This window comes from Shewanella submarina, from assembly GCF_042646185.1.
GTDB lineage: Bacteria > Pseudomonadota > Gammaproteobacteria > Enterobacterales > Shewanellaceae > Shewanella > Shewanella corallii.
The window spans coordinates 28,216-49,911 of the sequence record NZ_JBHRTD010000006.1 but is presented as its reverse complement, the minus strand read 5'-3'; the positions used below and the strand labels follow the sequence as shown (position 1 = coordinate 49,911).

Here is a 21,696-nt window from a genome sequence, read left to right as displayed (position 1 = left end):
TCACGCTGAATGAGCTCACTTATGAAGACTGCCGGCAAAGCAAGATTCATCTCCATTAAAGGTCTGATGCTGTTTCTGGTGCTTACCAGTTTAGGAGCAACAGGCGTTTTGCTGGCATTCTCTATGATGATGTCCGAAAAAAACGTGCAGGGGATACATCAGATCTCAACCATCTCCAGTGCACAAGAAGCCATTATTGCGGCTAACAAGTCGGTCAATGGGCTATTCACCCGCATCAGTAACATCACCTCAACTAAACAAATGGCAGAGCTTGAAAGCCTGCCACCGGCGAAACCTTTGAAACAGCAATTTGACTCAGCTTCATCGAAGCTGGGAAAAGCCCTTGAAGACAAACAACAGATGTCCAGATTGAGCTCATCCTTCAACAAGCTGTTTGCCGATACTGAAAATATCGCCATCAGGCAGGGGGAGTATCTGGCACAGAAACAGCAGTTAGGTACGCTGCAAACCAACTTTAATTCAGGCGCTGCAGAACTGGAAAAGGCCCTGTCCAAGCTCCAGGGAAAAATGAAACTCTCTATCGGTTTGCAGCAACGTAGATTGAAGAGGCTGGCAGCTGCGGGTTTTGATGAAAATGATCCTGACAGTGCCAGAAAGTTGTTTGAATCCACCAATAACTATCTGGGAAGCAAGCAATCTGCATCTATCGCCAATATCGAAAAGCTAAGCTTTACCTCTCAATACCTTATCTCCATCACCTGGGAGTTGTTCAGTACCAGCAGTATCGATGAATTACTCAGCATCAAGAACAACCAGGCAGTGCAGGCCATCGACGAACTGAACTCCCTGCTGAAACTGGTCAACAAAGACATGAGCAGCTCAACCAAGCACAGCGCACTGTTGGCGGATATAGACAAACGACTTCAGGAGATTGTGGCCATTGCTTTCGGTGATGAGGACTCCATCTACCAAAGAAAGCTGGCTTTGTTGACCATAGACGAGCAGATAGTCAACCTTATCTTCGAGGCCTCAGCATCCAGTCAACAGCTGGACACAGTGTTTGGTAAGGTTGAAGCTCAGGTGCTTGACTCCCGCCAGCAGATCAACAGCTCCACTCTGGAAGACTCACAGGAAAGCAGATCCTTACTGCTATCTATCAGTACTGGGGTCATACTGTTTGTCCTGGTGATGGGTTTTGTGGTGGCCAGCTATATCACCAACTGCCTCAATGGCCTGTCTCAGGCACTTGAAAACATAGCCAGAGGGGAAGGCGATCTAACTGTTCGACTGAGTGCTCCCAAGGTCAAAGAGCTGTCGGACATCAGCAACAACTTCAACCAGTTTGTCGCCACTATAGAAGCCGCCATCATTAAAGTTTCTGCTGTCACAGGAAAGCTGGACCAGGCCAGCCTGTCTGCAGCCAAGCAAACGTCAGTGCTGGACAACAAGATCAATGCCCAGCTCAGTCAGGTAGAAAACGTCTCTGCCGCTACGTCACAAATGCACTCCTCCATTGAAAACACCCTGGACAAAACCCGGATGTCCGGCGAGCTGTCCCAACAGGCTCATGAATTTGCCGCCAGCGGTGAGCAGGTAGTTGAAGATGTTATTGAGGCAATGAGGGAGATCTCCGCAGCCAGTGACCGAATGTCCAATATTATTGGTGTTATTGATGAAATTGCCTTCACCACCAACCTGCTGGCGTTAAACGCGGCAGTTGAAGCTGCCAGAGCCGGTGAGCAGGGGCGGGGCTTCGGTGTCGTCGCCGGTGAGGTTCGGGGGCTGGCTCAGCGAAGCTCCGGAGCTGCCAGAGAGATCTCAGAGCTGATTGAGGATTCATTGGAAAAGGTGGAATCAGGTACCAGGCTGGTTACAGAGTCAGGAGAGCTGCTGAAGCAGATTACTGTATCCAGCAGCAATGTCAGGGATAATGTTCAGGAAGTGATGCAGGCGATGCAGGAGCAGAAGCAGCAGGTGCAGTTTGTCGATAACGCCATGGGCAGTGTCGAGACAACCAATCAGCAAAGTGCTGCTATGCTGCAGCGGGTAAATGCGAACTTCGAAGAGGTAAAACAGCAATCTACGGATCTGCTGGAAATGATTGAGAAGTTCCGATTTGGCGAACCCAGGGAGTAACCCTGTTTCAACCCTTCACAGTCAAAAGCTCGCCCCACGGCTCAGGCCTTCCGCCCCCTCAGCCTGAGTGACCTGAAGAAGCAGAGCAAATTGTCAGCGCTAACAAAAAGGGCTCCCTGAGGAGCCCTGTCATTAACCTAAGCGGTTCAGCCATTAACTGAAATCAGCAAATTCGCCGTAGGTCAGATCAAGCAGCTCGCCCAGTTGAAACTCAGTCACTTTAGCGTGCCCTTTCAACCAATCATTCAATACCTGACGGTCTTCTTCGGAAGGAGAACCATAGCGGGTTTCCGGCATGATAATGGCGTCACATACGCCGTTTGATGCACCACAAACACAGCACAATTCGCGGGATTCCAGCAGCGCCATCAACTCATCTGTGAATTCGTCATATTCCTGCTCAGTATCGCAGGTCAGCTGACTTTGCAGCTGAAAACCGTACACGGCAAACTCACCCAGATAAAGCTTCTTACGCAGGCGGCGGGACTTGTTATCTACTTTGTCCAGTTTCATTTTCTACCTCTGGAAATTCAAAATCGCAGCAAGCATACCACTCTCCAGCCAGGCAGCAACAGCAGAAGCCTCTGCCAGAGCTAAAGTTAACCTCTAAAACACACTTTCCCCCGAAAGATATAGCCGTGTAAGCAAACAAGAGATTATGTATTGAAGTTACCATTTTTGACCTTAATTAGTATGGGCAGCGTGTAAATATGAAAGCCAGTTTCATTTTCAGAGTGAATTACCACCAGCAAATGAAACATTAATAAAAAAGCTAAACCCCCAGGCGACCAACCGAATCACTCGCCAACAAATAAACCAGCAAATCACAATAAAAACAAATAGATATGACCAGTCGCGCCATATTAAGAAATAAAAATAGAAATTTAATTGTGACGTTAATTCCATAATTTACTAATTCGTATCCACACTAATTATCTCTTATGTAATATTAGCGCCCGATTTTATCGGGCCTGTTCAATGGATGACGCAATTATTTCTGGATAGGTAATCAAACAACACCAAATAGAATAAAAACTGAATTAAGCCTGATAAACCTGGCTTCTAAATAAGTTGATTCTTAAAAGTGAAATTGAATTACCAAACCCGCCGATAAAACCAGCAATTTAGATTAAATACTGTTCGGCCACCCGGCCTTCAGGAGCAAATGTGAATAACACCCTGCTGATCTCTGGTCATCCAAACCTTGAGCGGTCCGTTGCCAACCAAGGCATTCTGGATCTGTTGGTCGACGAGTCCAACATTACAGTCCGTAAGCTGGATAAACTGTATCCGGATTATTGTATCGATATCGCTGCCGAACAGGCCGCCTTGCTGAGCGCCGATACCATAGTATTCCAGTTTCCACTGTACTGGTCGACCTACCCGGCAATAATGAAAATCTGGTTCGACGAAGTCTTTACCTACAACTTCGCATTTGGTCCAGAGGGCGACAAGCTCAAAGGCAAGCGGGTTATTCTGTCCATCACCTGTGGTGCGACAGCCAATTCTTACAGCGAAGGAGAGTTTAACTTCCTTCCTCTGCCTCAGTATCTGCAAGCTGCAATTCACCCCATCAAGGCTGCACAAATGGCCATTGTCGATGAGGTGATCACTTTCGAGATGAACTCTACTGAAAGTGAAGGCGGCAACAGAGATCAGGTTATGCAACTGGTCCGTCAGCATACTGAGCAACTGCTTCAGGCAATCAACCAAATTAATCAATAAGCATTCACAGGTATCTTCACCATGCTGCAATCCCTACTTGGCATTATCGCCCTGTTGGCGCTGGGCTTCGCTTGCTCCAACGCCAGAACCCGTATTAACTGGCGCACCGTGGGTGGCGCTCTGGTTATCCAGCTAGCTGTCGCCGGTTTTGTACTGGCCACCGACTTTGGTGCCAGCGTACTGCTGTCTATCTCTAACGGTGTGTCTAACGTATTGGGCTATGCCTCTAAAGGTATCGGCTTTGTATTTGGTAACCTGGTGACCTTCCAGGTAGAAAACCTGGGCTTTATCTTTGCCTTCCAGGTACTGCCGGCCATTATCTTTACCTCGGCCCTGATCAGCCTGCTGCACTATATGGGCATCATGCAGCTGTTCGTTAAAATCCTGGGTGGCGGTCTGCAAAAGATTATCGGCTCATCCAAGGCCGAATCCATGAACTCCATCGCCAACACTGTGTGTGGTCAGACCGAGTCGCCACTGTTTATCAAACCATTTCACCCATACCTGACCAAGTCAGAGATCTTCGCCATCATGGTAGGTGGTCTGGCGTCTATCGCAGGTTCTATCCTGGCCGGTCTGGCCGGTATGGGCGTAGATATCGAATACCTGGTTATGGCCTGCTTTATGTCAGCGCCTGCTGGCCTGCTGTTCGCCAAGCTGTTGATTCCGGAAACCGAAACCCCGGTCAATGACGTGCCTGAACTGCCGGACGATGAAAAGCCAACCAACTTTATCGATGCTATCGCCAAAGGCGCTATCAATGGTCTGAAGATTGCCGTTGTGGTTGGTGCCATCCTGATTGCCTGTATCGGCTTGATGGAGATGCTGAACGGTATTATCGGTTGGTTTGGTGGTCTGTTTGGTCAGGAAAACCTTACTTTGGAACTGATCCTGGGTTACCTGTTTGCACCAGTGGCCTGGTTGATTGGTATCCCATGGGCTGAGGCCACCGTTGCCGGTAACTTTATTGCCCAGAAGCTGGTACTTAACGAGTTCGTGGCATTCGCAGGTTTCGCGCCTTACATCGACGGTGAGACTCTGGTTGCTGCCACAGGTGAAGCCATGTCTCCAAAAACTGTTGCTGTACTGACGGTAGCCTTGTGTGGTTTTGCCAACATAGGTTCAGTTTCCATGGTGGTTGCAGCGCTGAGCACCATGATCCCGCGTCAATCAGGCTATATCGCGTCTGTGGGTATGAAGGTACTGCTGGCAGCGACGCTGGCTAACCTGATGTCTGCCACTATTGTCGGTCTGTTTATGGCCTTCTAATCAAAGCTGATATTAATAATCACAAGGGCATAGCCGATCGGCTATGCCCTTCTTGTTTTTATATTCTAACTTGCTCAATACTCTGCTCTCCCTTCCCCCGTCAAGCAATCACTACAAACTCACACCAAAATACAAACAAGACCGCAAACTATTTAACTGAGATTCAAGAAAAATTTCTGTACCATGTCGATTAATTCATTCGGGATTATCGGCGTAAGGGCCGGGAGTCATCACCAATACTCATTAAAGAGCTGATCGTTACTGTCTGTTTATGTTTTTTCAAGAAAGATGCAGGCCCAGGTATGTGCGACTAAGCCAACAATGCTGGGAGAAAGCATCATGTCGACTGCAAGCAATACTATAAAAGCCGCGTCCGTTACCCCGCCGAAAACTCTGGTGGAGAAACTGGGCCTCAATAACCCCGCCTTTTGGCTCAGTGGTGGGTTTCTCACTCTGTTTGTGGCACTCGCCCTGTATGACAAGGCTCTGCTGTCCCAACTGGTCAACACAGGCTTTGCCTGGTCTGAAAGCGTATTCGGCCCCTATTGGCAATTGCTGATGCTGATGACTTTTATTATCGCCATTGGCCTGGCAGTAGCCCGCACCGGAGCCGTGCGTCTCGGCGGTCTGGCCAGGCCTGAGATAGACAGTTTCCGCTGGATGGCGATATTACTCTGTACCCTGCTGGCCGGAGGCGGCGTATTCTGGGCAGCCGCCGAGCCTATCGCCCACTATGTCACTCCTCCGCCGGTATTTGGCACTGAAGATAACAACACCCTGATGGCCTTCAATGCTCTGTCTCAAGCCTTTATGCACTGGGGCTTTCTCGCCTGGACTATTCTGGGCAGTCTCACATCAATTGTGTTGATGCATTTGCATTACGACAAAGGCCTGCCACTGCAACCGCGAACTTTGCTGTATCCGGTTTTTGGCGAACGTGTACTCAAGGGACCTCTGGGTGCCGCCATTGATGCCTGCTGTATTGTCGCTGTGGCAGCGGGAACCATTGGCCCCATCGGCTTTTTGGGACTGCAGATCAGCTATGCTCTTAACGCTCTGTTTGAGATTCCGGACGGCTTCACTACCCAGTTTATTGTGATCCTGATGGCGATTGTGATCTACACCATTTCCGCTCTGAGTGGCGTAAACCGGGGCATTCAAATACTCAGTCGATATAACGTGATTCTGGCTGTTGCCCTGCTCGCCTATATTCTGATTTTTGGCCCAACAAGTTTTATTATCAACGGCTACCTGCATGGCATGGGCAGCATGATAGATAACTTTGTGCCTATGGCGACCTATCGTGCCGATGAGGGCTGGCTCAGTTGGTGGACTGTGTTTTTCTGGGGTTGGTTTATGGGTTATGGTCCTATGATGGCGATATTTATCGCCCGCATTTCACGGGGCAGAACCATACGGGAACTGGTGCTGGCCATCAGCTTTATCGCCCCTGTTATTACCTGCTTTTGGTTCACTGTTGTGGGCGGCTCAGGTCTGGCATTTGAAATTGCTTCACCGGGTTCAGTGAGCAGCGCATTTGAAGGCTTTAACCTGCCGGCAGCTCTGTTGGCGATCACTCAGCAACTGCCTTTGCCTATGCTGATCTCTATTCTGTTTCTTATACTGACCACGGTTTTCATCGTCACCACAGGTGACTCCATGACCTATACCATCAGCGTAGTGATCAGCGGAGAGACTGAACCCAATGCGATTATCCGCAGCTTTTGGGGCATCATGATGGGTGCTACCGCACTGATTTTGATCTCCCTGGGGTCGGGAGGCATTCAGGCGCTGCAATCCTTTATCGTGATTACGGCGGTGCCGGTCTCACTGATACTGCTGCCTTCATTATGGAACGCGCCCAAAATGGCCAGAGTCATGGCTAAAAATCAGGGGATCAACCTCGATAACTAATACCAATCCGTATGAGCAGATGCCACGCCCCTGAAACCCTGGGTCGTGGCAATCCATCATATCTCCAGCCTTTGCTTCACAAAGTCGATAAAGCACTTCACTTTAAGCGGCACATAGCGACGGTTCAGATACACAGCATTAATAGGTAGCTCCCTTGCCTGATAAGCTGACAGCACTCTCACCAGCTGTCCACTTTGCAGCGCCGCCGTCAGCATCCACTCGGGCAACAGTGCAATGCCGTTATCGGCAAGCGCCAACTCCAGCAAAGTGTCACCATTGTCACACTGCAACCGCCCACCCACCTGCACCGAAACCTGCTCTTCCCCCCGATGAAATTGCCATAGATGACTCGACCTGAATCGGGAGTAACTGATACAGGCATGTGCAGTCAGCTCTGAGGGATGCTCCGGGGCACCGGCCTGTTGCAGATAACCGGGAGACGCTACCGCCACCATTGGATTGGCCAGCAATGGCCTGGCCACCAAACTTGAGTCTTCCAATTGACTGGCACGAATGGCGACATCAATACCATCACTCAAGAGGTCGACATGAGCATCACTGAGGGACAGGCTCAGCTGGATGTCGGGGTGGGTCTCCAGAAACTCTTTAACGACAGGTGCCAGTAATATTCTTCCGATAGCCACAGGAGCGGCCACCCTGAGCATACCTCTTGGCCTGCTGATATCCCCTTTTAACCTCGACTCCAACTCATCCAACTCTTCCAGCATCGCCAGCGCATGGTGGTAATACTCCTCTCCGGCAGGGGTAAGTTGCAGCTCCCGACTGGAGCGACTGAGCAGACGAATGCCCAACAGCTCCTCCAACGCCGCCACCCGTTTACTGACCGTCCCCTGCGAGCTACCCAGCTCTCTGGCTACCGCGGAAAAACTGTGGCTTTGCACCACACGTACAAAGGTCCGAATCGCCGTAATCTTATCCATAACGTCCTGCTTCACCTTAACTTCAACACCAGAATTATATTCCCAGCAGGAATAGATGCTATGCATTTGGGCTGGGTTCTATTACTTATTCACGGGAGTAGACTGGCCTCAGTTTCAATTCGCAACCAAAGAGGCACACCATGGTTCTGCAACAACAACTGCAAATTTTGCTCGACAAGCAAGCCATTACTGAAGTCATGTATAAATTCGCCCGGGCACTGGATCGCGTCGATGGCGAGCTGATGAAGTCTACCTATTGGGAAGATGCCATTGAGGAACATCAGGACCCTATATTCCCTGATCTGTTTTTCTACAATGACAATGCCCACGCTTTCGTTGCTCCGGCGATGGAAGGATTTAAAGCCTTGAAGGCGACCCAGCACAGGATCAGTAACCCTCTGATTGAAGTGAAAGGCGATACAGCAAATGCTGAGGCTTATGTCTGGGCTTACCATGTACATGAAGAAAACGGTGTTGATAAAGAGGGGATTCTGGGCGGTCGTCACCACTTCCGTTTTGAGCGTCGACAAGGCGAGTGGAAAATTATCCATCGCAATACGGTTTTCGACTGGAACCAGAATCTCACCGCCAGCGCCATCTGGGCTGATAGCTTCGAAGATAAATACCGGGGCAAGCGAGATAAAACTGATGCCAGCTATCAGTACCTCAGCTTCTAGTTATCCAGCCAACTATATATTTACCAGCCCTGCCTTGCTTCTGGAGCAGGTCTTATACCCAAGGTAAATCAGTATCCGTTTTTTATGCCGATAGTTTCGCAACAGGCTAAATATCCTTGTCTATACTCTAATCAGATTGGCAATAAGGACAACGAGGACACCCTGTATGAGTGACAAACTGCTATCTCTTGACGAAGTCTGTGAAATTCTGGGTCAGTCACCAACCACGATTAAACGCTATGCCAGAGAGAATCTGCTCAGCAGCGTGCAGGACGGTGACGAACTAAAATTTCCTGAGCCGGAAGTTATGCGTTATCTGGAGTTTTCCAAACGCCTCGGCTAATCCGTTAACACTGATTAAAGAGCCCTTTTACGGGCTCTTTTTTTTACATATGTAACAGTCGCGTTTGCAAACTGACTTTCATTAAATATTAATAAAGAGATTAAAATCACAATCAGACATCAATTTGTGAACAGCAACAGAACTCACAAAGCAATTTTCAATAACTTACCCTATAAACCGCTGAAAACCCTTTCTGTATCATATGTATCACCCCAGGACGGGGTATCGCCAACACGCCCATTGAGGACTACACTGCGCGGGTTTTTAACCCCATATACAGAGAGTCCCACTATGAAATCCAAGTTGTTGTTGCTCCCTTTGGTTGCTTCCCTCGGCGCCTGCAGTGGCGGTCACGATGAAGGTCCGGTTAATCCACCGGTACCGGAAGCAGTGCCTGGCCTGATCTCAGGTGAGTTGACCGCCCTGAACAAAGACACAGGTGCAGCAACTATTGGCAACCACCAGCTGGATTTCAAAGGTGCAGCTTTAGGCCGCAGTGCCAACCTGCTGGAACAACTGCATGTGGGTATGCTGCTGACTGTGCAGACAGGTGTAGATGGTAAAGTGGATACCGTTCAGTTTGATGATCTGCTGACCGCCCCTGTGTCATTCAATGATGGCAAAACACTGAAAGTGGCTGGCTTTGAAATTCTGGGCGTCAACAATATCAGCCAGTTTAAACTGAAGCAGATGGTGGAAGTGAGTGGGTACGCTCTGGACAGCAGTCGTATTCAGGCCACTTACATCGCAGCCGATGATGACACTGAAAGCTCTCTGGAAGGCGCGGTTACCAAACTGAATGACGCCAAAACCAGCTTTATGCTGGGTCAAGTGACCATCAATCTGAGCCAAGCCAATACAGCCCTTAAAAACGGCACCTGGGTTGAAGCCGAAGGCCTGATGAGCAGCCAGGAAGTTGCTGGTGAACTCACGAACTTGACAATTAACAGCGCCACTGTAGAAATCGATACGCCGGATTTCGACCATGTAGACGGTGATGTTGAAGTGGCAGGCCGCATCAGCTGGGTAGCTCAGGATCTAAGCCATATGGTAGTGAATCAGAACCTGGCCGTGGGCATCCAGCAAAGTACCCAGTTTGAAGATGGCAGCAAAGCCATGCTCAAGCCAGGTGTGATGGTTGAAGTTGAAGGTAGCTGGGATCTGAATGCCATGCGCCTGAACGCCGATGAAATTGAATTTGATGGTGATAACGATGTCAGCATCGAGCTGCCTGAATTTGAAGCTCAGGGCTATGCTGATTACAACGCCGATACCGGCGTGATGACTATGAATGATATTCCATTCTTTGTATCACCCCGCACTCAGTTTGAAGATGGCCTGAATAAAGATCGTAGCTTTACCAACGAGTGGGTTGAATTCTCTGGCTACCAACAGGGTAACGACTACCTGGTTCAGGAAGTTGAAAGTGACGAAATTGACACCTCCCGTGTAGAGCTGGAAGGCAAAGTTGTCGATGGTGTTGGCTTCTCCGCAACTCTGCTGGGTTATCAGGTCATCAACAATCAGTTGGCCCAGTATATTGGTAAACAGGTTGAAGCAGAGTGCGATCGCACTCCTGACAACAAGCTGGATAACTGCTCCGTAGAGCAGGACAACGACTAACCCTCGATATCAATGTTAAGGCGCCCATGTGGCGCCTTTTTGTTACCTACATTTCCAGACTGACAGACAAAACATTCGGGGAATCACTCGACTAGCAGCACTATCTGCCTTAACTTCTTTATTACTGATACCAATCCTCTCTTTCACGGAAAATCATTAATTGGAGCCAATTCAGGGATGCACAGACTGACCCACCTCAACGGCATCAGAGCCTTTGAGGCCGCCGCCAGACACAAAAGTTTTGCGCTTGCCGCCCAGGAGTTAAATGTCACCCCGGCCGCCGTCGGCCAGCAAGTCAGACAATTGGAAGATTGGTTGGGCATCAAGTTGTTTGTTCGCAGCCAATCTGGTCAAAGCCGGTTAACCTTAACACCGGAAGCAGAAACGGCACTGCCTGAATTCCAGCAGGGACTGGCGCATCTCACTCAGGGATTGGATCTGCTGAAGAGTCCCGGCAGCGAGCAGGTAACCCTCGCCCTGAGTCCCTCTATCGCCAGTAAGTGGTTGATGCCCAAACTGGCCGAGTTCCAGCAACGCTATCCGGACACCAGCCTGAATATCGACACCAGTATTCAACTGATGGACTATCAGGCGGCGGGCATAGATATAGGCATACGTTATGGTCAGGGAGATTGGCCAGCTCTGGACTCCTGTCTGCTGATGAAAGAAAGGGTTTTCCCAGTATGTGCTCCCGAGCTGCAACATCAGGGACTTAGCGACCCGGCTCAACTCGCCGATTATCCGATACTTTACGATATGTCTGTTGCCAACAACCCGGCCTACCCCAGCTGGCAATCCTGGCACCAAAGCCAGCAGCTTGCTCAGCCAAAGCTCAACGGCCTTAAAATTAACAGCTCTGCAGACTTAATAGATGCCGCCATTCGCGGCCAGGGCGTGGCATTGGGACGTGAGGTGCTGGTGTCAGAGGATATCCAGTCAGGTAACTTGGTTTGTCCCTTTGGTACCGACAGCTTCTGGATGACCTCAGAGATGGCCTACTATCTGGTGTGGCCTGAAAACAAGCCCATCACCAGAGTAGTAGAGTTATTAAAGGAGTGGCTGATTGAACAAGCACAGTTGACCCCTAAATACTGCGAGGCGCACAGTAAGTCAGATTAAAGGGAACGGCCAAATCCAGCATGCGAGGTGCAGCTAATCCTGCATCTCTTTTTGTTCTAACGCCCTTAAACCCTTCCGCAGTTGTTTGTGCATTGAGCATCACATTGCACCGCTTGTGCTCAGACAAAGGCTTATCACTGACCGCATCATTGCCCTCCCCGGGATAATCATGACAAAGATAGACCCGGGTTTGATCCGGCAATTGATACAGGCACTTAACTGACGCGAACATCTCATCGACGCTACCGCCTGGAAAGTCTGCCCTGCCCGTTCCTTTGGACGGACTCATCAACAGGTCGCCGACAAACAGAGCATCCTTGATCAGATAAGAAACACATGACTCGGTATGACCCGGGGTAGCAATGACGCCGATCCTGTCACCTCCCAACATCAACTGGCTGTGATTGTCGAGCAACAGGTCATATCCAGCTAATGGCTTGCCTTCCAGTGACTGTTCCCATTTTGAATACACAGCCTCTACCCCTTTCCCTATTCCAATCAGGCCCCCCAGCTTACTTCTCAGGTAAGGTGCTGCGGATAAGTGGTCGGCATGAATATGGGTTTCCAGCAGATACTTGAGCCTGGCGCCTACTTTTGCCAGATAATCTATCAGCTTATCGGCAAAGTGGGTGTCAAAGTCATTACCATCGATATCCAGTACCGGGTCGATAATCATAGCTTCACCATTCTGCGATACCACATAGGTGAAGGTGCCACTGGTTTCATGATAAAAAGCCTGTACGTCCATATTCATTTCCCCCTTCTATCACCCGTTGGATTGGAGTATCGCCTTAACCCGCTCACGCCATGCCGCCAGTGCGGACAGTGTCAAAGGTATGTCTATTCCTGCAAAATCAGCAAATTCCAGACCAAAATACAATGTGATATCCGCCATGGAGAATCTGTCTGCCGCCACATAGTCGTGCTTTGCAAGCACGTCATTAAAGTAAGCAAAACCTCTCGAGGCAGTAGCCTCTTGTATCCGTCCCCACTCCTGGCACTGATTGGTTTCCAACTCCGGGCCCAAACCTGCAGTAGCGTGATGAAAATAGGCGCCTACAGCATCCATCACCATGGCTTCCGCGCGACGTTGCATCATGTGGATTTGTCCCCGTTCAAGGGGGCTTTCTCCGGTCAGGTTTTTCTGCGGAAATCTGGCATCCAGATACTCGGTAATAGCGGTACTTTCCGACAGATACTCTCCCTCTGAGGTTCTCAGTACAGGCACTGTGCCCAGCGGGTTGATTCGGTAGAATTCAGGGGTTCTGTGGGCCTTGGCCATCACATCCACCTCAGTGAATTCCACCTGTTCCAATACTCCCTTGTAGGCCAGCGCCGCTCTGACTCTGGCTGGATTTGGAAAACCTGTTGTTTCGTAAACCTGTATTATTTGTTCAGACATAACTTCCCCCTGACGCCGAAACGCCCCTTATTTTTGATTAACAATTAAAAGTTGAGTTTGTATTAAGTTAGATCGCCTAGAAGCGAACGGCTCCGCGGCCTATTTTGAGGTAAAACTGTGCCGACTCTTCAGCCTCAACCAGCACAATGGACTCAGGTGGCAGACGTAACCAGGAGTGATCTTTCAACAACTTGCCGTCCACCCGGACAGCGCCTTCCACCACAAACAGCTCCAGTACATCCTGAGCCTGGAATTTGTGACGATACCCTTTTGTCACCCTGTGCAAGCTGGTGTGCTCATACTCCGACTGCCACAAGTTCAACCGACTTTCATTGGCGGAAACCTGCTGCCACTCGGCGGTGTTGGTATCCAGCTCCAGATACTCGGCCTCCTCATCGGGCACCTGAGAGAGTTTGACGAATATCTCGCAGCCTTCATGGGTGAATGGAGCATGGCTGGAGTTCAAAGGATTCCTTACATACCAACCTGCGCTGAAGTCTCCTCTCTGGTCAGAGAAGGTCCCTGACAGCACCAGATACTCCTCGCCCCCCGGATGCTTGTGAGCCTTAAAACTACTGCCCGCTTCATAGGTCACACATGAGGTTGCCCGGCGGGCCACTTCATCACCGACACGTTCAAACATCATGCGGCGCACCCCCAGCATTGGCGTTGGTGAGTACTCCAGTTCTCCAGCTGGGATAATCACAGCCTTGTTGAAATCAGCATTCAGCTCTATCCAGGCCTGACTGGCAGTTTTCTTGGTATCTTGGGTTTGATTGGTGCTCATGGTCCCGCTCTCCGACTTAGTAACCTTGGTATCTGGTTTCACAGTCTAGGCAGGGAATATAGGGATGACGAGGCACAATAAATTGCCTCTCGAGATAGATTTTCTTTTGTGGGGAAGCTCTGTGTGCAACTTTGGAGGAAGCGTGCAACCTTGCCCGTTCGAAAAGCAAATCGTGCAAGCAAACAACAGCAGAGCAATCAGGTTGAAAGCCCATCCTGGCGGGACGGGCTCAGGGAAATATCAGCTTAACCCATCAGATTTTCTTAAAACCACTGAAGCTCAACGAAGAAACGGCAGTGACCGGCGTCATCAGGCTGACGGGTTCCTCTTTGGACTTATGACCGCCGCAACCACAGCCACCACCACAACCGCCCTTTTTGGCATGGTTCAACGAAGGCCGGCCCTGATCGGCTGCAGTAAGAAATCTGGCATTATCCTGGCTGGTCGCCAATACCTGATCCAGTGGCTGGCCACTGTCGCCTTTACTGATTACCGCCCCAGTCGCCAACAATTTACCCAGCATACGTTCACCAATCTGGTCCACCAGCACCATGGTACTACCCCTGGATTTAATCAGGTTCAGCATAGCTTTTTTGGCAGCACAGCCACCAGCCATTGCCGGGTTTTCTGCCGTTTCCAGCAACTGATGCTCAGCGTTGAAAAACACAATTTGAGGGGCCTTGGTGAAGTGTTTGGCCAGTTTTCCCCGGCTCACGGGTACGGCGATAATCATGCTTATTGTTCCTGTGTTGGTTGTGGCAAAACCAGAGCTTTGCCCTCAATAATGGCGCTGGCCACCTTATGCCTGGCACTTGCTATCAGATTGCCAAAGGTCTGCCGGGAAATACCCATACGCTCGGCAGCCTGCAGCTGTTGCAGCTTCATCACATCGGCCAGGTGCAAGGCTTCAAATTCGTCTGCATCCAGTATTAGCTTTTCCAGCTCGCAGCCGGGTATGCCGTTGGGTTTAAACAAACTGCAGGGAACATGGGCACTCAGATGCCGGCATTTCTTGGGTCTGGCCATTGGGCCTCCCTGATCTTCAGATGAGTTTCTGGCATACGCCAATAACCATTCTGTTATCTGTTTAAATCAAAATCAGTGACCGAACGCCAAAAATCAATAAGTAAGCAAGTTGGAACAGACAAAAAAAACGGCCCGCAGGCCGTTTAATTGTCGAGAAGATAATCAGAGTCTCTGATAAAGGCTTTGATAGTAACTGTTGTTCGTCAGCAGACTCTCATGGGTGCCTGAGTCGGTTATGCGCCCCTGCTCCAACAGGTGGATCTCATCCATCTGCGCCATGGCGGTCAGACGATGAGAGATCATCAGTACCGTTTTGTCTCTGGCGAACTCAAACAGCAAGGCCAGGATCTCGCGCTCTGTGCGCTTATCCAGACCTTCAGTCGGTTCATCCAACAGCAGCAAAGGAGCATCCCGCAGCAGTACCCGGGCAATACCGATACGCCGCAATTCACCGCCGGAAAGCTGGCGACCGCCTTCACCCAACCAGGTATTCAGTGGCTTGTCGCCCTGAGTCAGTGTTTGCAGTCCCACACGGTTAAGCACCTGCAACAGCTGCTCATCATCAACTCTGGGAGCCTTGCCATTTTCATCCGGCATTAAAGCAATGGCCAGGTTGTCTCTCAGAGTACCGGCAAACAGATATACCCTCTGGCTGACCACAGAGATCCCCCGGCGCAATTCTGCCTGAGTAAAATCAGTAATCTGATGACCATCCAACAAAATGCTACCTGTATCGGGCTGCCATTGGCGGGTGATTAATGACAACAGGGTCGATTTACCACAGCCGGTTTGTCCCAGCAGCGCGACCTTACGACCAGCTCTGACCGTCAGGTTGAACCCGTTAAGTACTGGTTGTGAGCCATCGCTGTGATAGCTGAAATCCAGGTCTGAAATCTGCAATGCCCCGGACACCAGACTGGCACCCGACACTTCAGGGAACTGAATATCCGGCTTCTGGGAAGTAATTTCCGTCACCCTTTCTGCGGCCATGATACAGGCAGACAGATGCTGAAACGAGCCGGCCAGAGGCATCAACAGCTCAACACAGGCCATAGCGGCAAACACCATGGTGGCAAACAAAGGCCCGGGTGGAATATTGTCTCCCACACCATTGGCTGCCAGTGCCAACATCAGCAGCACAACGCCACCACTGGCCAATACCAGCGCACTTTGACTTAAAGAGGTCACACCGGCCATGGACTTTTGCGCTTCGAGCAGAGCCTGCTCGGCACTGTCCAGCCTGGTACGATAAGCATCCCGCGCACCAAACAGAGTCAGTTCTCCCTGCCCCTGCAGGAACTCCAGCAGCTCCACACGATAGCTTCGCTTACTGGCTACCAGTTTGCGGCCCGGCGTTTTCCCCAACATATAAAACACCAGCGGCAATGCCAGCCAGGCCAGCAGTAATGCACCACAAAGCGCTGCGGCCAGCGAGGTATCAAACATGCTGAGGAACAGATACAGCAGGCCTATCATCAGCAGTGAGCCACCCAAAGGTGTCAGCAGCCTCAGGTAGATATGATCCAGAGTATCTATGTCCGCGACCAGACGGTTGAGCAGATCGCCCCGACGAACACCGGCCAGGTTTTTCTCCGACAAGGGCATTAGCTTGCGCCATACCCAGATACGCAGATCCGTCAGTAGCCTGAAAGTGGCTTCATGGGTAGAAAGACGTTCACCATAGCGACTGGCGGTACGCATTATCGATAAAAAGCGCACGCCCCCGGCTGGGGTAAAGAAGTTAAATGCCTGAGCGGTGGCAACAGTCAAACCCGCTACTGCCGTAGCTGACAGAAACCAGCCCGACAGAGACAGCAGGCCTATACCCGCCATCAGAGTCGTAATGGTCAGCACCACGCCCACCAGCATCATCAACCATTGGCGGCGGAACAGACGAATAAAGGGCAGCAGCGATTTCATGACTCAACTCCCGGGATCTCAATCCCTTTGTCACGTGACTCGGACAACATTTCAGCAAACAGGCCCTGAGTTGCAGCCAGAGTTTCGAAGTCTCCCCGCTGCACGATAAGTCCTTTATCCATCACCAGAATCTCATCGCTGCGCTGCAGCTCTTCCAATCTGTGGGTAATCATCAGGCTGCTGTTGCTTGCCATGGCTTCGGCCAATGCCTTTTGCACCAGCTGTTCACTCAGGCTATCCAGGCTGGCGGTAGGTTCATCCAACAGATACAGGCTGGCATTTTGCGCCAATGCCCTTGCCAGGGCGATACGCTGCGCCTGTCCCACAGACAGTCCCTGCCCCTGCTCTCCCACGGGGTAATCCAGCCCAGCGCTCTGGCCCAAAACAAAATCACCAATACAGGCCCGTTCAAGCAGACTCATCACCTGTTGATCTGTCAGCTCAGGGTTACCCAGAGCAACGTTATTGCGAATACTGGTGTGGAACAGCTGAGGCTCCTGACCCAGCCAGGCCAGTTGCTTTCGCAGACTGGACTTATCCAAATCCCCGAAGGCAATGCCGTTCACCGTAAGTTCGCCTTCTATCGGCAAAAAACCCAACAGTGCGCTAATCAATGAGGTTTTACCTGCACCACTCGGTCCCACCAGCGCCAAATGTTTACCCGGTGCCAGCATAAAGCTCACCGGCCCCAGCAAACACTGACCATCAATACTCATCACCTTGAGCTCTTTAGCTACCAGTGTCAGCGGCCCTGTCACGCTCTGCTTACCCTGGGTATCAGGTTCGGGATGCTCCAGCAGCTCCATCAAGGCTTCAGCTGCGCCTATCGCCTGAGCCTTGGCGTGATAGTGAGTGCCCATATCCCGCAATGGCTGATAAAACTCGGGCGCCAGAATAAGCACAAACATGCCGGTAAACAGGGTAATTGGGGCGCCATAATGACCAAAGTCCAGGTGCCCCAGATAGCTGAAGCCAAAGTAGACGGCCAGTACAGCAATAGAGACGGCAGCGAAAAACTCCAACACGGCAGAGCTTAAAAACGCCATGCGCAGCACTGACATGGTGCGGCTGCGAAACTCTTCAGAGGCTGCTTCAATCTGCTTGAGCTCCTGCCGCTCCCGATAGAAAAGCTTAAGAGTCGACAGCCCTTTGAGCCTGTCCATAAAGTGGCCTGACAGACGTGACAGCGCGGCAAAGTTTCTGCGGTTGGCGTCAGCCGCTCCCCAACCAACAAGAATCATAAATAGTGGGATCAGGGGGGCGGTTGCCAGCAGGATCACGCCACCGGCCCAGTTAAGGGGAAACACCATCACCAGGATAATAAGAGGAATAAAAGCAGCCAGACTCATCTGAGGCAGATATCTGGCGTAAAAGTCCTGCAGATCTTCTACCTGTTCCAGCACAACACTGGCCCAGCTGCCAGCGGGTTTGCCTTTGATAAATGCGGGCCCCAGGCGCTCAAGTTTATCCAGTACCGCCGCGCGTATGGTTTTACGCAGCCGCAGCCCAGCCTGAAAGCTCAGACGTTCCCGGCTCCAGGCCAATACTGCACGTACCAGAACCAGTCCGGCCAGCAACATATACTGCTCACTGAATTCACCTGCAGGCAGGTTATCCATGATCACGCCCTGCAGCACACTCGCCACCAGCCAGGCCTGAGCTACCAGGGCTACACCATTGAGTACACCCATCAACACCGACAGGTGTAAAAACATGCCACAGGCTGACTTCTGTTTTCTCAGCCAGGTGGTTAATTGTTTTTCCAGCGATTTATCCATTGGGATCCGCATCACATCTTCAACATCGGCAGGCAGTATCGCAGCACTCGTTGATGGAATAAACCTGGGGCATAGGAAATGTTAGGGAATTCACAAAAATTGATTTGGATCAAACATCATTAAACACAGTTCACCATGCTCTTTGGATCTGGAATCCAAGGAGGGACTAGATGTTATACGCAGGTTCAGCTCACAGGGTTCAGCAATAGATAATTTATTGATCTTGCTAATATAACTAAACGTAATCCAAGCTGGTTTCAATGGTATTACAAGTTTCAATTCAGGGTATGTTGTCAGCCTCCAGTTGACCCTGAAGCTGATTCAATAACCCCTCCATGGAGCCTTTCATGACCCAGCGACCAGCTTGCTGATCGCCGCCAACCAAGACATGAGGCATACAATGAAGAAACTCAGCTTTTCTATGATAGCCGCCGCAGCTCTGGTGTTGAGTGCATGCAGCGACGATAACGATACCGTCATCACTCCTCCTCCCCCACCTCAGCCAGACAAACCTGAGCTACAGGTGGTCCATGCCATCGCCGATGCGCCTGCGGTTAACGTTAAGGCCAACGGTAGCCTGCTGCTCTCTGACGTAGACTTCACAGCGGCAAGTGCAGAGTCAGAAGTTGACGCTGCCAGCTATGACATCAGCGTTGAAGCAATACTTCCTGACGGGTCAACGTCCACAGTAGACGCCTTAAGCGCTTCATTCACTGCAGCGAACGAAACTAATTATTTGGCAGTGGCGATAGGAAGTCTGGCCGATTCAGATTCTGTCTCCCTGAAACTCATTAGCAACCCAGACAAGGATATTGCCGACGGCAACACCCGGGTTCAGGTACTGCATGCAGCTCCCGCTGTCGGCATGGTCGATATTTATGTCACCGCCCCTGCAGCAGAATTGGGGACACCGACACTCAGTGGTGTTGATTTCAGCCAGAACAGTGAACAACTGGAAGTCGCAGCCGGCAACTACCAGATCCGCATAACTGCCAAAGACAGCAAAACTCCCGTGTATGACTCAGGAAGCCTTGCATTGGCTGAGGGTGAAGACTATCTGGTGACGGCGATTACCAACACAGGCACCGGAGACTCGCCTGTCAGCCTGCTCGCTGTGACTGATGAAGAAACGCCAGCGACGCTAATTCCCGACGCTGGCAGCAAAAGCGATATTCGTGTCATTCATGCTGTTGCCGATGCACCGGCAGTGGATGTGTTCCTTAACGATGCCACAACCCCTGCGGTTAACGCTCTGGAGTTTAAATCCTTTACACCCTACGTGAGTGTTGACGCAGGTGACTACTCAGCCAAGGTCGCAGCCGATGCTGATAACAGTGTGGTGGTATTGGATGACGCAGATTTCTCTACCATGCTGGGTAAAAGTTACTCGTTGATTGCCGTCGACGACACAGTACCTTTTTCCGTTCCAATCCAGATCCTGGGCGTTGAGGAGGACAGACGCAGGGTTGCGACAGAAGCGAAAGTCCGTATTACCCATGGCTCACCCACTGCGGGAACCGTGGACATCTATGTCACAGCCACCAACGATATCAGCGAAGCCTCCCCTTTGCTCGAAGATATTCCTTTCGGTGCCACTACAGACGTACTTAAGGTCACTCCTGGGCAGTATGTTCTGCAGGTCACGCCTGCCAACTCCAAAGATGTGGCTCTTGGCCCACTGGAACTCGACCTGAAAGCATCAGGTATCTACGGTGCCATTGCAGTGGATAACACTGGTGGCGGCACTCCCTTTGGCGTGATGTTGTTGGATGACTTCAACCCTAGTACCGATCTGCAGGTAGTACACGCGATCAGCGATGCCCCTGCGGTCAACGTCAATGTGAATGGTGCAGCACTTTTGTCCGACGTAGGCTACGCGGTAGCCAGCGGTGAACTGGACATCGCCCCTGAGTCATACAGCGTCACAGTGGATGCCCGCTTGCCAGACGGCAGCACGTCCCAGGTTGATGCGCTGTCAGCCTCTTTCGATGCGATGCGTGATACCAGTTATAAAGCGGTGGCGATTGGTAGCCTTGCCAAGCCTGATACCGTCTCGCTCAAACTTATTGCCAATGAGATGGCACAGATCGCCGATGGTTACACCAGAGTACAGGTTCTGCATGCTGCGCCTGACGCAGGCATGGTGGATATCTATGTGACAGCGCCGGGAGCTGAGCTCTCCTCGCCCACTCTGAGTGCGGTAGATTTTGGTCAGAACAGTGACCCTCTTGAAATTACAGCCGGTGATTATCAGGTTCGTATTACCGCCAAAGATAGCATGACCCCTGTGTATGACTCGGGCACTGTGGCCCTGAGTGCCGGTGAGGATTACCTGCTGACAGCCATCGCCAATACAGGTACAGGCAGTTCACCGGTAGCTCTGTTGGCGGTGACAGATGAAGACACTCCTGCGGTGAAAATCCGGGATGCTGGCAGCCAGAGCGCCATTAGGGTAGTTCACGCTGTTGCCGATGCACCGGCAGTGGATGTGTTCCTTAACGGCAGTACTACACCTGCGGTTGATGCAATGGCATTCAAGTCATTCACCGATTATGTCAGCGTGGCCACCGGAGACTACACAGCGACCATCGCCGCCGATGCCGACAACAGTGTGGTCGTGCTGGATAACGCAGCCTTCTCTACCATGCTTGGCATGAGTTACTCCCTGATTGCAGCTGACGACACTTCACCTTTCTCTGTCCCCATTCAGATCCTGGATGTTGAAGAGGACAGACGCAGAGTCGCAACGGAAGCCAAGGTTCGTATTACCCATGCTTCGGCCAGTGCTGGCATGGTGGATATTTATGTCACCGCCAGCAATGACATCAGCGAAGCAAGTCCACTGTTGGAAGACGTACCATTTGGTGCCACAACCTCAGTACTGAAAGTAATGCCAGGGGACTATGTACTCCAGGTTACCGCAGCCAACACCAAAACAGTGGCCATTGGCCCACTGGATTTGAGCCTTGCCGGTGCAGGTATCTATGGCGCTATTGCAGTGGACAATACCGGTGGCGGAACACCACTGGGAGTGATTCTGCTGGACGACTTTACCAACAGTAATTAATTCAATCC

The 21,696-nt window shown here is 51.0% G+C and carries 18 protein-coding genes; 9 read left to right on the top strand and 9 right to left on the bottom strand.

The genetic code is table 11. The features are described from left to right. Window positions 1–21: 21 nt before the first annotated feature. Window positions 22–2,097: a methyl-accepting chemotaxis protein gene (locus ACFOE0_RS03230; protein ID WP_248935482.1), complete on the top strand. Its 2,076-nt coding sequence runs from the start codon at window positions 22–24 to the stop codon at window positions 2,095–2,097. 153 nt (window positions 2,098–2,250) lie between these two features. Here the strand turns inward: ACFOE0_RS03230 and ACFOE0_RS03225 are convergent, their stop codons facing one another. Further along, the gene (locus ACFOE0_RS03225) at window positions 2,251–2,610 is read right to left on the bottom strand and encodes a 50S ribosome-binding protein YggL (protein WP_248935483.1); all 360 of its coding nucleotides are present in this window, start codon (window positions 2,608–2,610) and stop codon (window positions 2,251–2,253) included. 654 nt (window positions 2,611–3,264) lie between these two features. Between ACFOE0_RS03225 and ACFOE0_RS03220 the strand changes: the two genes are divergently transcribed. From ACFOE0_RS03220 to ACFOE0_RS03210, 3 genes are all read left to right on the top strand, one after another. Then, on the top strand, window positions 3,265–3,822 hold the full coding sequence (locus ACFOE0_RS03220) for an NAD(P)H-dependent oxidoreductase (protein ID WP_248935484.1): 558 nt from the start codon (window positions 3,265–3,267) through the stop codon (window positions 3,820–3,822). Between the two features lie 21 nt (window positions 3,823–3,843). Further along, window positions 3,844–5,091, top strand: a complete 1,248-nt coding sequence (locus ACFOE0_RS03215) for a NupC/NupG family nucleoside CNT transporter (RefSeq protein ID WP_248935485.1) — start codon at window positions 3,844–3,846, stop codon at window positions 5,089–5,091. A 339-nt stretch (window positions 5,092–5,430) separates the two neighbouring features. Continuing rightward, the gene (locus tag ACFOE0_RS03210; protein ID WP_248935486.1) at window positions 5,431–7,005 is read left to right on the top strand and encodes a BCCT family transporter; all 1,575 of its coding nucleotides are present in this window, start codon (window positions 5,431–5,433) and stop codon (window positions 7,003–7,005) included. A gap of 56 nt (window positions 7,006–7,061) precedes the next feature. Here ACFOE0_RS03210 and ACFOE0_RS03205 read toward each other — a convergent pair whose 3' ends face one another. Beyond that, entirely contained in the window at window positions 7,062–7,946 is an 885-nt protein-coding gene (locus ACFOE0_RS03205; RefSeq protein ID WP_248935487.1) for a LysR family transcriptional regulator, read from the bottom strand. Window positions 7,947–8,086: 140 nt separating this feature from the next. Here ACFOE0_RS03205 and ACFOE0_RS03200 point away from each other — a divergent pair, with 140 nt between their 5' ends. From ACFOE0_RS03200 to ACFOE0_RS03185, 4 genes are all read left to right on the top strand, one after another. Next, complete coding sequence (locus tag ACFOE0_RS03200) at window positions 8,087–8,623, top strand: nuclear transport factor 2 family protein (RefSeq protein WP_248935488.1); 537 nt, start codon at window positions 8,087–8,089, stop codon at window positions 8,621–8,623. Between the two features lie 166 nt (window positions 8,624–8,789). Beyond that, window positions 8,790–8,966: a helix-turn-helix domain-containing protein gene (locus ACFOE0_RS03195; protein ID WP_115136276.1), complete on the top strand. Its 177-nt coding sequence runs from the start codon at window positions 8,790–8,792 to the stop codon at window positions 8,964–8,966. Between the two features lie 291 nt (window positions 8,967–9,257). Further along, a complete protein-coding gene (locus ACFOE0_RS03190) occupies window positions 9,258–10,589 on the top strand; it encodes a DUF5666 domain-containing protein (RefSeq protein ID WP_248935489.1) in 1,332 nt (443 codons plus the stop codon). 177 nt (window positions 10,590–10,766) lie between these two features. Next, complete coding sequence (locus ACFOE0_RS03185; protein WP_248935490.1) at window positions 10,767–11,708, top strand: LysR substrate-binding domain-containing protein; 942 nt, start codon at window positions 10,767–10,769, stop codon at window positions 11,706–11,708. On the opposite strand, the gene ACFOE0_RS03180 is transcribed toward ACFOE0_RS03185, so the two are convergent. The 7 genes from ACFOE0_RS03180 to cydD all read right to left on the bottom strand — a co-directional run bounded on the left by ACFOE0_RS03180 (window position 11,674) and on the right by cydD (window position 18,621). Further along, window positions 11,674–12,456, bottom strand: a complete 783-nt coding sequence (locus ACFOE0_RS03180) for an MBL fold metallo-hydrolase (protein WP_248935491.1) — start codon at window positions 12,454–12,456, stop codon at window positions 11,674–11,676. The two genes, ACFOE0_RS03185 and ACFOE0_RS03180, sit on opposite strands and share 35 nt — an antisense overlap. Window positions 12,457–12,474: 18 nt before the next feature. Further along, window positions 12,475–13,095 (bottom strand): glutathione S-transferase family protein, encoded by a 621-nt coding sequence (locus ACFOE0_RS03175; RefSeq protein WP_248935558.1) that lies wholly within the window; start codon window positions 13,093–13,095, stop codon window positions 12,475–12,477. A 91-nt stretch (window positions 13,096–13,186) separates the two neighbouring features. After that, on the bottom strand, window positions 13,187–13,897 hold the full coding sequence (locus ACFOE0_RS03170) for a cupin domain-containing protein (protein ID WP_248935492.1): 711 nt from the start codon (window positions 13,895–13,897) through the stop codon (window positions 13,187–13,189). Window positions 13,898–14,150: 253 nt separating this feature from the next. Further along, a complete protein-coding gene (locus tag ACFOE0_RS03165; protein ID WP_248935493.1) occupies window positions 14,151–14,630 on the bottom strand; it encodes a NifB/NifX family molybdenum-iron cluster-binding protein in 480 nt (159 codons plus the stop codon). A 2-nt stretch (window positions 14,631–14,632) separates the two neighbouring features. After that, the gene (locus ACFOE0_RS03160; protein WP_248935494.1) at window positions 14,633–14,923 is read right to left on the bottom strand and encodes a DUF134 domain-containing protein; all 291 of its coding nucleotides are present in this window, start codon (window positions 14,921–14,923) and stop codon (window positions 14,633–14,635) included. Between the two features lie 162 nt (window positions 14,924–15,085). Beyond that, window positions 15,086–16,843: a heme ABC transporter ATP-binding protein/permease CydC gene (cydC, locus tag ACFOE0_RS03155; protein WP_248935495.1), complete on the bottom strand. Its 1,758-nt coding sequence runs from the start codon at window positions 16,841–16,843 to the stop codon at window positions 15,086–15,088. After that, complete coding sequence (gene cydD / locus ACFOE0_RS03150; protein WP_248935496.1) at window positions 16,840–18,621, bottom strand: heme ABC transporter permease/ATP-binding protein CydD; 1,782 nt, start codon at window positions 18,619–18,621, stop codon at window positions 16,840–16,842. Before cydD ends, cydC begins: the two co-directional genes overlap by 4 nt. Window positions 18,622–19,021: 400 nt before the next feature. Between cydD and ACFOE0_RS03145 the strand changes: the two genes are divergently transcribed. Further along, entirely contained in the window at window positions 19,022–21,688 is a 2,667-nt protein-coding gene (locus ACFOE0_RS03145; RefSeq protein WP_248935497.1) for a DUF4397 domain-containing protein, read from the top strand. The last annotated feature ends 8 nt before the right edge of the window (window positions 21,689–21,696 follow it).